At 39.2% G+C, this 12,041-nt stretch carries 12 protein-coding genes; 9 read left to right on the forward strand and 3 right to left on the reverse strand.

Features of this window, described 5'->3' with window-relative positions; genetic code table 11:
* Window positions 1-4 precede the first annotated feature (4 nt).
* The 3 genes from A5868_RS00110 to rpmH all read right to left on the reverse strand — a co-directional run bounded on the left by A5868_RS00110 (window position 5) and on the right by rpmH (window position 1,451).
* Window positions 5-826, reverse strand: coding sequence for a YidC/Oxa1 family membrane protein insertase (locus tag A5868_RS00110; protein WP_010782266.1), 822 nt, complete (start codon window positions 824-826; stop codon window positions 5-7).
* A 17-nt stretch (window positions 827-843) separates the two neighbouring features.
* The gene (rnpA, locus tag A5868_RS00115; protein WP_086306000.1) at window positions 844-1,179 is read right to left on the reverse strand and encodes a ribonuclease P protein component; all 336 of its coding nucleotides are present in this window, start codon (window positions 1,177-1,179) and stop codon (window positions 844-846) included.
* Between the two features lie 137 nt (window positions 1,180-1,316).
* Window positions 1,317-1,451 (reverse strand): 50S ribosomal protein L34, encoded by a 135-nt coding sequence (gene rpmH, locus A5868_RS00120; protein WP_006703104.1) that lies wholly within the window; start codon window positions 1,449-1,451, stop codon window positions 1,317-1,319.
* Window positions 1,452-1,994: 543 nt separating this feature from the next.
* Between rpmH and dnaA the strand changes: the two genes are divergently transcribed.
* From dnaA to rpsR, 9 genes are all read left to right on the forward strand, one after another.
* Complete coding sequence (dnaA, locus tag A5868_RS00125) at window positions 1,995-3,320, forward strand: chromosomal replication initiator protein DnaA (RefSeq protein WP_086305999.1); 1,326 nt, start codon at window positions 1,995-1,997, stop codon at window positions 3,318-3,320.
* A gap of 233 nt (window positions 3,321-3,553) precedes the next feature.
* A complete protein-coding gene (gene dnaN / locus A5868_RS00130; protein ID WP_010782263.1) occupies window positions 3,554-4,684 on the forward strand; it encodes a DNA polymerase III subunit beta in 1,131 nt (376 codons plus the stop codon).
* Between the two features lie 235 nt (window positions 4,685-4,919).
* Window positions 4,920-5,162, forward strand: coding sequence for a S4 domain-containing protein YaaA (gene yaaA, locus A5868_RS00135; protein ID WP_086306025.1), 243 nt, complete (start codon window positions 4,920-4,922; stop codon window positions 5,160-5,162).
* The gene (recF, locus tag A5868_RS00140; protein ID WP_086305998.1) at window positions 5,149-6,267 is read left to right on the forward strand and encodes a DNA replication/repair protein RecF; all 1,119 of its coding nucleotides are present in this window, start codon (window positions 5,149-5,151) and stop codon (window positions 6,265-6,267) included. The genes yaaA and recF overlap by 14 nt, the downstream gene beginning before the upstream one ends.
* Window positions 6,268-8,217 (forward strand): DNA topoisomerase (ATP-hydrolyzing) subunit B, encoded by a 1,950-nt coding sequence (gyrB, locus tag A5868_RS00145; protein ID WP_010782260.1) that lies wholly within the window; start codon window positions 6,268-6,270, stop codon window positions 8,215-8,217.
* A gap of 14 nt (window positions 8,218-8,231) precedes the next feature.
* Window positions 8,232-10,736, forward strand: coding sequence for a DNA gyrase subunit A (gyrA, locus tag A5868_RS00150; RefSeq protein ID WP_086305997.1), 2,505 nt, complete (start codon window positions 8,232-8,234; stop codon window positions 10,734-10,736).
* 182 nt (window positions 10,737-10,918) lie between these two features.
* Entirely contained in the window at window positions 10,919-11,221 is a 303-nt protein-coding gene (gene rpsF, locus A5868_RS00155; protein WP_010742561.1) for a 30S ribosomal protein S6, read from the forward strand.
* A gap of 44 nt (window positions 11,222-11,265) precedes the next feature.
* The gene (gene ssb, locus A5868_RS00160; protein WP_086305996.1) at window positions 11,266-11,778 is read left to right on the forward strand and encodes a single-stranded DNA-binding protein; all 513 of its coding nucleotides are present in this window, start codon (window positions 11,266-11,268) and stop codon (window positions 11,776-11,778) included.
* A 23-nt stretch (window positions 11,779-11,801) separates the two neighbouring features.
* Window positions 11,802-12,035, forward strand: a complete 234-nt coding sequence (gene rpsR / locus A5868_RS00165; RefSeq protein ID WP_010742563.1) for a 30S ribosomal protein S18 — start codon at window positions 11,802-11,804, stop codon at window positions 12,033-12,035.
* The last annotated feature ends 6 nt before the right edge of the window (window positions 12,036-12,041 follow it).

The following is a 12,041-nucleotide window of genomic DNA, read 5'->3' on the forward strand; positions in this document are numbered from 1 at the left end:
TTTTCTATTTTTTACGTTTTTTCTTCGGACGTTTTGCTTTTTCCAGTGCCCGTTCTTTTTCTCGAATCTGTCTTGCAACTTCTTCTCTTTCGCGACGGATCTTGAAAGGATTATTGATTAATAGCGTTTGAACTACTTGGAAAGCATTCGATATTACCCAGTACAGTGATAAACCACTTGCCAAATTCAGCGCCATAACAAAAATCATTACAGGCATTGCAAAGTTCATGATTTTCATTGAAGCATTTGATTCGATCTGACTCATACTTGATAAGTAAGTACTCGCAAAAGTAAAGACAGCTGCAAGGATAGGCAGAATAAAGTAAGGATCCGACTGGCTCAAGTTCAACCACATGAAATGACCTGAACGCAATTCTGGAATTCGCAAAATCGCTTGATACAAGGCCATCATAACTGGCATTTGAACAAGTAATGGTAAACAGCCTGCGTAAGGGCTCACATTATTTTCCGCATAAAGCTTTTTCGTTTCTTCTTGTAACTTTTGTTGTGTTTCTTGATCACGAGTGCTGTATCTTTGTTGCAATTCTTTGATTTTTGGTTGTAGTTCTTGCGTTTTACGCATACTTTTTGTTTGGAAATGCATCAATGGCATCAAAATGATTCGGATAATGATTGTAAATAAAATAATCCCGATCCCGACATTTCCAAACGATAAGCCTTTAATTGCTTGTCCAAAGTAATAAACAACGTATCGATCCCACATCCCTGTGCTCTGGGCGCTAACTTCACCCGTTCCACAAGCAGACAATAGGAAAACAAGACTCACCATTCCTGCCATCAATAATATTTTTTTATATTTCTTCACCTAAATCTGTTTCCTTCCTAACTTAGTATTTTCGCTAATTTCAAAACATGTATAAGATTTGAACGCATTTCATCATGAGGCAGATCTTTCGTAGCTGGCCGTGCAATGACGATAAAGTCTATTGGTGGTAAATCTGATTTCAACTCTTGCAAAACAGATCTAATTTGACGTTTTACTTGATTTCGCGCAACGGCATTTCCAACTTTTTTACCAACAGATAAACCTACTCGAAAATGTTTTTGACCAGAAGGTTCTAGACGATAAACTACGAATTTTCGATTCGCAAAAGAAGCACCTTCTTGAAATACTGTTTGAAATTCTCGTTCTTTTTTGACCCGATATTTTTTTCTCATCTAGCTTCCTTCGTTTCCTTTAAATCTATACCTGACAATAATACCATACTTCAAATTAAGGAATCATCCTTATTTACTAGAAAAATTCATTATGAAGCGTATTTTGGATACAAAAAAAACCACTGACCGGCAGTGGCTTAAGCAGCAAGTACTTTTCTTCCTTTACGACGACGGCTTGCTAATACGCGACGGCCGTTTTTAGTGCTCATACGTTTACGGAAACCGTGAACTTTTTGACGTTTACGTTTATTTGGTTGATAAGTTCTTTTCATTTAAATACACCTCCATAGCTAACATTACATAGACATACCCGAATATTATAACGACTGATCCCCTACTTTGTCAATAATGAAATAAAAAAGAGTCTTTAAATAAAGCATTTAATTAAGAAGGAGTGTTTAAGAACAAAAAAATTATCCACAAAAACTGGGGATAATTCCTTATAAGTTGTGCAAAACATTTTTTGTTAAAAAAAGATGAATAGAATTTTCAAGACGTTTTTCCCCAAAAGTTTAGTCTCTTAAAAACTTATGCACATGGTGGATAAGTTTTGTGCATAAGTCTTTTTACTCTTTGCCTATCAATACGTTTGTTTTCTGTTTCCTGTGTATCGGTTCGTGGAAAAAGAGAAATTTTAACAGACATCCAATCAACTGTGCATATCTTTTTCCATGCTCGTGGAAAGCTTTTTGAATTTTTATACATTTTGTGGAAAAAAGGAAATTCCTGTTAATTCGTTTTAGGTTGTGGAAAACTTTTTTAAAAAATGATAAAGTAAGGCTATCTGAATTTTATTAATATAGGAGGCGACTTATTTGACCTCATTGGATAATTTCTGGCAGGAATTGAAGGACAGTTATAAAAATGACCTTAATCCTGCCAGTTATGACGCTTGGGTTGGTACAGCTAAACCGTTAGCTTTAACAAATAATCAATTAACGATCGAAGTCACAAGCGATTTGCATAAACGCTATTGGGAAAAGCATTTAGCAGCAAAAATCGTCGAAATCGGGTTCAAAGTAACAGGAGATGAAATTATGCCTCTCTTTGTAACACCTGATGAAGCTCCACCGGTTAGCATTGTCGAAAAAGAGGAAGCTCCCAAAGTAGATACGACAAAGCGAGCTATGCTTAATCCGAAATACACATTCGATACCTTTGTAATCGGAAAAGGAAATCAAATGGCACACGCTGCTGCGTTAGTTGTTGCAGAAGAACCTGGATCAATTTATAATCCGCTCTTCTTCTATGGTGGTGTTGGTTTAGGGAAAACACATTTGATGCACGCGATCGGTCATCAAATGTTAGCCATTAATCCTCATGCAAAAGTTAAATATGTTTCTAGTGAAACGTTTGCAAATGACTTTATCAACTCGATCAAAAACAAGACTTCAGAAGAATTTCGTCAAGAGTATCGCAAAGTCGACTTATTATTAGTTGATGATATTCAATTTTTCGCAGATAAAGAAGCGACACAGGAAGAATTCTTCCATACATTTGAGAACTTATATAATGACAATAAACAAATTGTACTGACTAGCGACCGTTTACCAAATGAAATACCGAAACTCCAAGAACGCTTGGTTTCACGCTTTGCATGGGGCCTATCCGTAGATATCACGCCACCAGATCTAGAAACACGGACAGCTATCTTGCGTAAAAAAGCCCAAGCTGAGAATCTTGAAATTCCTGATGATACCTTGAGCTATATCGCTGGACAAATTGATTCAAACATTCGTGAGCTAGAAGGGGCCCTGGTCCGTGTGCAGGCTTTTGCCACAATGAACAGTGCAGATATTACAACTAGCATCGCTGCTGACGCGTTAAAAAGTCTAAAAGGAACAAGCAATGCACAGCTTTCCATCAGCAAAATCCAAGAAGAGGTTGCAAAATTTTATCATATTCAAGTAAAGGACTTAAAAGGGAAAAAACGGGTGAAAGCAATTGTTGTTCCGCGACAAATTGCTATGTATCTAGCTCGCGAAATGACCGAAAGTTCACTACCAAAAATCGGGGCTGAATTTGGAGGCAAAGATCACACAACCGTTATTCATGCCCATGAAAAAATTAGCCAATTGGTGAAAAATGATCGCATGATTCAACAAGAAATCGCTGAAATCAAAAATTTGCTTCTTGGTTAGCTTGTGGAAAATAATAAAAAAAAGAGTTTGTTTATCCACAAGTTGTCCACAAGTGGAAAACTTGATGCAGCACTCTTTGACCTGATTTTTCCACAAGATTAACAGGACCTACTACTTTTATTATTTAATTTACTTAAATAAATAAAAAGAAAAGGCCTATGATCACACAGTATCCTTTTACGTACGTATGGCTTCACTAAAAATAAATAAATAATTTAAAAAGGAGTTTCATTATGAAATTTACGATTAACCGTGCTCGCTTTATTCAAGAATTACAAACAGTGCAACGAGCTATTTCTACTAAAACAACCATCCCAATCTTAACGGGAGTGAAAATTGAACTAAATAACGAAGGCCTGAACTTAACAGGTAGTAATGCAGATATTTCCATAGAAACCTTTCTAGCTGCGGATGATGAAAAAGCAGAATTACAGATTTCTGAACCGGGGACAATTGTTTTACAAGCGCGATTCTTTAGCGAAATCATCCGACGTTTGCCAGAAACAACGTTTACTCTAGAAGTACAAGAAAATTATCAAGTATTGATTTCATCTGGTGCGGCTCACTTTACAGTCAATGGTTTAGATGCAGATAATTATCCACATTTGCCAGTAGTAGAAGAGCAAAATCAATTGAAATTGCCTGTCCACATGTTGACAAAATTAATCGGAGAAACAGTTTTCTCTGTTTCTCAACACGAAAGTCGTCCAATTTTAACAGGGGTTCATTTCACAATGTCTAACGAACAATTGTTAGCTGTAGCGACGGATTCCCATAGATTAAGCCAACGAATTGTTCCTATAGAAAATGCCAATAAAGATTTTGATATTGTTATTCCTGGGAAAAGCTTAGTGGAACTCTCTCGTTCACTATCTGATGAAGAAGCAGAGGTCGAAATCAGCATCATGGAAAATCAAGTCCTATTTAAAACACCTACGATGTATTTTTACTCTCGCTTGCTTGAAGGAAATTATCCGGATACCAATCGTTTGATTCCCACAAGCTTTAATACGGAAATCACGTTCTCTGTTCCAACATTTTTAGCAGCAATTGAACGGGCATCGTTGCTTTCTCATGAAGGACGCAACAATATCGTTCGCTTAGCAATCGCCGATAACTCAGTCATTCTTTACGGAAACTCGCCAGAAATTGGTAAAGTTGAAGAAGAATTGGTTTACGAAAAAGTGAGTGGAGACCCGTTAGAAATTTCTTTTAACCCTGACTATATGAAAGATGCTCTGCGTGCTTTTGGGGATATGAGTATCAAGATCCAATTTATTTCAGCAATCCGTCCATTTACTCTTGAACCAAGTGAAGGGGACGTATCCTTTATTCAATTAATTACTCCAGTGCGCACAAATTAAAGGAAATCTAGTGAGTTTCACAAATTTTTTGAAAAATATGAAAATATTTTGTAAAATACGCAATTCCAGTAAAAGGTCTTAAAATCGATTTTAAGGCCTTTTACTTTTTTTTGAGTGAATTAATAAAAACGGCTTAGAACTTCTTAAATCGAAAAATACAACGAGTTAATTTGTTTTATCTCTTAAAAAAGGGTATAATAAAGAGGTGTTTCTAGCATGAAAATGAGGGATGAATGTGAAACAAAAAATTTTTTTAGAAACAGAGTTCATGACGCTTGGTCAGTTATTGAAAGAGATCAATGTAATCTCTAGCGGTGGACAAGCCAAGTGGTTTCTAGCAGAAGAAACAGTATTTGTAGATGGCGAGTTAGAAAATCGCCGCGGCCGAAAGCTCTATCCTGGAATGATGATTGAGATTCCTGAGGTAGGAACTTTTTTTATGGTCAAAAATAAGGAAGAACACGATGCAGCTGAATAAGCTAGAGTTGAAAAACTATCGTAATTATCAAGAGCTGGTCTTGAAATTTCCTAACCGATTAAATGTTTTTTTAGGAGAAAACGCTCAGGGAAAAACCAATCTTTTGGAAAGTATTTACGTTTTAGCATTGACCCGTAGTCATCGTACGAGCAGTGAGCAAGAATTGATCGGCTGGAAGGATGATTTCGCTCAAATTAAAGGGCGTATAGAACGTGGGACAAGCGAGCTGGAATTGGAATTGCTGTTGACTAAAAAAGGACGCAAATCCAAAGTTAATCATATTGAACAAAAGAAGCTGAGCAGCTATATTGGACAGTTGAATGTTATCTTGTTTGCACCTGAGGATCTGTCTTTAGTAAAAGGAAGTCCGCAGACCAGACGACGTTTTATTGATATGGAGTTAGGCCAAATCAATCCAGTCTATCTTTATGATTTGGCTCAATACCAGCAGACGTTAAAGCAGCGAAATCTTTATTTAAAACAATTATCTGAGAAAAAGCAGACGGATGAGATATATCTCGATATTTTAACAGAGCAATTGGTAGATTTTGGCAGTAAAGTTTTAGCCAATCGTTTGAAGTTTGTTAAAAAGCTGGAACGTTGGTCTAATGACTTGCATGGGAAGATCACGAACCAAAAAGAAGCATTAGCAATCGAATATGAGGCGAGTCTTCCGCTTGAAAATGAAAGTGTTGAAGAAATCCGTACAGTTTTTCTAAGAGAATTACAGAAAAACCGCAAGCGGGAAATTTTCAAAGGAAATACATTTTTAGGTCCTCATCGAGATGATTTAATCTTTAAAGTTAATCAAAAGAACGTCCAAACCTATGGCTCACAAGGTCAACAAAGGACGACTGCGCTAAGTGTCAAATTAGCAGAAATTGATTTGATGAAAGAAGAAACAGGTGAATATCCAATTTTACTTTTAGATGATGTCATGAGTGAACTTGATGATAGTCGTCAAATCCATTTATTGGAGACGATCGAAAACAAGGTCCAAACATTTTTAACAACAACAACATTGAATCATGTGAAAGGGAAAATGACGGTCCATCCGGATATTTTTTATGTCCATCAAGGGCAGATAGAAAGGAAAGAGACATAGATGACAGAAGAGGAAAAGAGTTTATTAGAACGTGCCCAAGAGTACGATGCTAGTCAGATACAGGTACTAGAAGGGTTAGAAGCAGTTCGAAAACGTCCTGGGATGTATATTGGTTCAACCAGTACAGAAGGATTGCACCACCTTGTTTGGGAAATCGTGGATAACTCCATTGACGAAGCTCTAGCGGGATTTGCGTCTCACATTCATGTAGTGATCGAAGAAGACAATAGTATTACCGTCAGCGATGATGGCCGGGGAATCCCCGTCGATATCCAAGCGAAAACAGGTCGTCCTGCCTTGGAGACCGTCTATACGATCTTGCACGCCGGTGGGAAATTCGGCGGCGGCGGATACAAAGTGTCTGGAGGGCTTCACGGTGTGGGGGCTTCAGTCGTAAATGCGTTGTCTTCGTCCTTGGATGTACGCGTCTTTAAAAATGGAAAAATTTATTTCCAAGAATATCGTCGCGGTGCTGTTGTAGATGACTTAAAAGTGATCGGTGAAACAGAGAAACATGGAACAACGGTTCATTTTATGCCGGATACTGAGATTTTTACAGAATCAACAGTCTTTAACTTTGATAAATTAGCTACTCGGGTTCGAGAATTGGCTTTCTTAAATCGAGGATTGAAGATCTCGATAGAAGATAAACGTGAAGAAAAACCGGTTTTGCGTGAGTACCATTACGAAGGCGGGATCAAAAGTTACGTTGAACATTTGAACCATAGTAAGGCAGTCATTTTTGAGGAGCCTGTGTATGTTGAAGGGGAGCAACAAGATATCACGGTTGAAGTAGCCATGCAGTATACAGATGGGTACCATACCAATATCTTGAGTTTTGCTAATAATATTCATACGTATGAAGGCGGAACGCATGAATTTGGGTTTAAAACAGCGTTGACGCGTGTAATCAATGATTACGCACGCAAGCAGAAAATCATGAAAGACAATGATGAAAATCTTTCTGGTGAAGATGTACGAGAAGGATTAACAGCGGTTATTTCGATTAAGCATCCGGAACCACAGTTCGAGGGACAAACAAAAACAAAACTTGGGAATTCTGAAGTTCGTACGGTTACAGATCGTTTATTCTCTGAGAACTTTTTGAAATTTTTGATGGAAAATCCTTCTGTTGGCCGTCGAATCGTTGAAAAAGGAATCCTTGCTGCTAAGGCACGTTTGGCAGCAAAACGCGCTCGTGAAGTGACACGTCGTAAAGGTGCGTTAGAAATCAGCAACTTGCCAGGTAAATTGGCCGATTGTTCAAGTAACGATCCGAAGAAATGTGAATTGTTCATCGTCGAAGGAGATTCCGCTGGTGGTTCAGCGAAACAAGGTCGGAATCGAGAATTTCAAGCAATCTTACCGATTCGCGGGAAGATCTTGAATGTCGAGAAAGCTTCCATGGACAAAATTTTGGCCAACGAAGAAATCCGATCATTGTTTACAGCAATGGGAACTGGTTTTGGAGCAGACTTTGATGTATCGAAAGCACGTTACCATAAATTGGTTATCATGACTGATGCCGATGTCGATGGGGCTCATATTCGGACGTTGCTGTTGACGTTATTCTACCGCTACATGCGCCCAATCGTGGAGGCAGGGTATGTTTATATCGCGCAACCACCGTTGTACGGGATTAAACAAGGGAAGAATATTACTTATATCCAACCAAGTAAAAATGCAGAAGAAGAATTGTCACAAAAAATGTCTGAACTGCCAGCAACACCGAAACCTAATGTTCAGCGTTACAAAGGGTTAGGAGAAATGGATGACCATCAATTATGGGAAACAACAATGGATCCAGATAATCGCTTGATGCTGCAGGTAAGCGTTGATGACGCGATCGAAGCCGATCAAGTCTTTGAAATGCTGATGGGCGATCGAGTAGAGCCGCGCCGTGCGTTTATTGAAGAAAATGCGCACTACGTTAAGAACCTGGATATTTAGTGAGGAGGATCGATTTGGAAGATCGAAGAGAGAATATACAAGCCGTCAATCTAACCAGTGAAATGAAAGACTCCTTCATTGATTACGCGATGAGCGTTATTGTAGCACGTGCTTTACCAGATGTTCGGGATGGATTAAAACCCGTTCATCGTCGGATTTTATACGGAATGAATGAACTAGGAGTGACACCAGACAAGCCTCACAAAAAATCAGCCCGTATCGTTGGGGATGTTATGGGGAAATACCATCCTCACGGAGACAGTGCGATTTATGAATCGATGGTTCGGATGGCTCAGTCCTTCAGCTATCGCAATATGTTAGTAGATGGTCACGGAAACTTTGGTTCTGTTGATGGTGATGGTGCTGCGGCGATGCGTTATACCGAAGCGCGTTTAAGTAAGATCGCAATGGAAATGTTGCGGGATATTAACAAAGATACTGTTGATTTTCAAGGAAACTATGATGACAGTGAGCAAGAACCTGTGGTATTACCAGCAAGATTTCCTAATCTACTAGTCAACGGGGCAACTGGGATCGCCGTCGGCATGGCGACGAATATTCCGCCTCACAACTTGAGAGAGGTTACAGCTGGAATCGAACTATTGATGGAAAATCCTGAGGCAACAACGCAGGAATTAATGGACTGCATTCCAGGACCAGACTTCCCAACTGGCGGGTTAGTCATGGGGAAATCCGGTATTCGTCGAGCGTATGAAACAGGGAAGGGTTCAATTACCGTACGGGCAAAAATTGAGATTGAAGAACAAAAGAACGGGAAAGAACGAATCCTGGTTACCGAATTGCCTTATATGGTCAATAAAGCGAAGCTTATTGAACGTATTTCTGAATTGCATCGGGATAAACGAATCGAAGGAATCACTGATCTGCGGGACGAATCTTCTCGCGAAGGTATGCGTATTGTTATCGAGGTTCGCCGCGACGTTAGTGCCTCAGTCATTTTGAATAACTTATATAAGATGACTTCTTTACAAACGTCGTTTAGCTTTAATATGCTGGCAATCGAAAAAGGCGTACCAAAAATATTGAACTTGAAACAAATCCTAGAAAACTATATCGAGCATCAAAAAAATGTGATTACTCGCCGGACGATCTTTGATAAGAAAAAGGCCGAAGCACGGGCACATATCTTAGAAGGTCTGCGTATCGCATTGGATCATATTGATGAGATCATTGCTACGATCCGCAACTCCGCTTCGGATGATATCGCAAAAGCCACGTTGATTGAACGCTTTGAATTATCTGATCGTCAAGCGCAAGCAATTTTAGATATGCGTTTACGCCGTTTAACGGGCTTAGAACGCGAGAAAATAGAAAATGAGTACCAAGAGCTGTTGAAGACGATCAGCGACTTAGAAGACATTCTAGCGCGTCCTGAGCGTGTGGAAGAAATCATCCGTACGGAATTAGCAGAGATTGCTGGAAAATATGGCGATGCTCGTCGAACAGAGCTGCTAGTGGGCGAGGTCTTGAGCCTTGAAGACGAAGACTTGATTGAAGAAGAAGATGTTGTCATTACTTTGACGAACAACGGCTATATCAAACGGGTCGCATCAACGGAATTCCGAGCACAACGCCGCGGTGGACGCGGTGTTCAAGGAATGGGGATTCACAACGATGACTTTGTGAAGACATTGATTTCCTGCTCCACGCACGATACGTTGCTGTTCTTTACAAACAGTGGTCGTGTCTATCGGGCAAAAGGGTATGAAGTTCCTGAATACGGACGCACAGCTAAGGGAATTCCTATTATCAATTTATTAGGGATCGATTCAAGTGAAACGATTCAAGCAGTGATCTCGGTTAATGGGCAAGCAGAAGACGGCCATTTCCTATTCTTCGTAACGAGAAAAGGAACTGTCAAGCGAACAACTGTAACAGCCTTCTCAAATATTCGTGCCAATGGATTGATCGCAATTGGCTTACGTGAAGGCGATGAACTGGTCAATGTAATGTCTACGGAAGGTGATGAAACAATCATCATCGGGACTCATGATGGCTATTCTGTAACGTTTAAAGAAAAAGCCGTTCGTGATATGGGAAGAACCGCTAGCGGTGTCCGCGGAATTCGCTTACGTGATGAAGATTATGTGATTGGTTCAGCAGTATTGAAAGAGGATCAAGAGGTCTTAGTTCTTACTGAAAAAGGTTATGGTAAACGAACCAAAGCTTCAGAATACCCAATTAAAGGCCGTGGTGGTAAAGGTATCAAGACTGCGAATGTCAAAGATAAAAACGGTCCACTTGCCGGATTGACTGTTGTGAATGGTGATGAAGACATCTTATTGATTACTGACAAAGGTGTCATTATTCGCTTCAATGTCGGGGGTGTTTCGCAAACAGGTCGCGCTACTTTAGGCGTTCGATTGATGAAGATGGAAGAAAATACGAAAGTCGTGACCATGGCAATCGTTGATAAAGAAGATGAAGAACTTGAAGAGACCGAAACAAATGAAATGGTTGAAACTTCGGATGAATCAACAAAAGATGCTGAAGAATAAAAAAGTTTTAAAGGCTGGGAGCAATCCCAGTCTTTTTTCGTAACTTAAAGTAAATAAACAATTGATTTTTGTAGGACGATTATGTATAATGATTATTTGTGAGTAGTCTAGATAAAATTTAGATCGCTCTCCTTGCTCTTAAAAATTTAAGAGCCTTATAGTCCATAGGGAGGTGAAAATCAATGAGTCAAAATACGAAGTATGAAATCACATACATCATTCGTCCGAACATTGATGAAGAAGCAAAAACTGCTTTAGTAGAACGTTTCGATACAATCTTGAAAGATAATGGTGCAGAAATTATCGATTCAAAAGATTGGGAAAAACGCCGTTTCGCATACGAAATGAACGGATTCCGTGAAGGTATCTACCATATCGTCAATGCAACTGCACCAACAACAGCTAGTGCAGTTAACGAATTCGATCGTCTTGCAAAAATCAATGACGATATTATTCGTCACATGATCGTTAAGATTGAAGAATAATTGTTTCACGTGAAACAATTGACGAGAAGGGAGCTGGCTTTACTTTGATTAATAATGTTGTATTAGTTGGTCGTTTAACAAAGGATCCTGATTTACGCTATACAGCAAATGGTACTGGGGTTGCAACGTTTACCTTAGCGGTGAATCGTAATTTTACGAATCAAAGCGGGAATCGCGAAGCGGACTTTATCAATTGTGTGATCTGGCGGAAATCTGCTGAAACTTTAGCTAATTACGCGCGTAAAGGAACTCTTTTAGGGGTTACGGGACGCATCCAAACAAGAAATTATGAAAATCAGCAAGGACAACGTGTCTATGTGACTGAGGTTGTTGCTGAAAACTTCCAATTATTGGAATCTCGCAATGCGAGTGAACAACGTCAACAGAATCTAAGCAATTCTAATGACAATTTCCAAGGCGGGTCAAATAATTTTAACAACAACAACTATGATCAATCCTCTCAGTCAGCTAAGAACACTATGCCTGACTTCGATCGAGATTCAGATCCATTCAGTGGGTCCTCAATCGACATTTCAGATGATGATTTACCATTCTAACAATTGAATAGGAGGGAAACGGAATGGCACAACAAAGAAGAGGTCGCAAACGTCGTAAAGTAGACTATATTGCTGCAAATCATATCGAGTACATCGATTATAAAGATATTGAATTACTAAAACGTTTCATTAGCGAACGTGGTAAAATTTTACCTCGTCGTGTAACTGGAACAAGTGCTAAAAACCAACGTAAATTAACGATCGCTATCAAACGCGCTCGTATTATGGGCTTATTAGCATTCGTTTCTGAAGAATAAAATGTA

The organism is Enterococcus sp. 12F9_DIV0723 (assembly GCF_002174375.1).
GTDB classification, from domain to species: Bacteria; Bacillota; Bacilli; order Lactobacillales; family Enterococcaceae; genus Enterococcus_A; species Enterococcus_A gilvus.

Bases quoted from the DNA above. Each gene is read 5' to 3' on its own strand.
- rnpA (WP_086306000.1), bottom strand. From the start codon at position 1,179: ATGAGAAAAAAATATCGGGTCAAAAAAGAACGAGAATTTCAAACAGTA.
- rpmH (WP_006703104.1), bottom strand. From the start codon at position 1,451: ATGAAAAGAACTTATCAACCAAATAAACGTAAACGTCAAAAAGTTCAC.
- dnaN (WP_010782263.1), top strand. From the start codon at position 3,554: ATGAAATTTACGATTAACCGTGCTCGCTTTATTCAAGAATTACAAACA.
- recF (WP_086305998.1), top strand. From the start codon at position 5,149: ATGCAGCTGAATAAGCTAGAGTTGAAAAACTATCGTAATTATCAAGAG.
- gyrB (WP_010782260.1), top strand. From the start codon at position 6,268: ATGACAGAAGAGGAAAAGAGTTTATTAGAACGTGCCCAAGAGTACGAT.
- rpsF (WP_010742561.1), top strand. From the start codon at position 10,919: ATGAGTCAAAATACGAAGTATGAAATCACATACATCATTCGTCCGAAC.
- rpsR (WP_010742563.1), top strand. From the start codon at position 11,802: ATGGCACAACAAAGAAGAGGTCGCAAACGTCGTAAAGTAGACTATATT.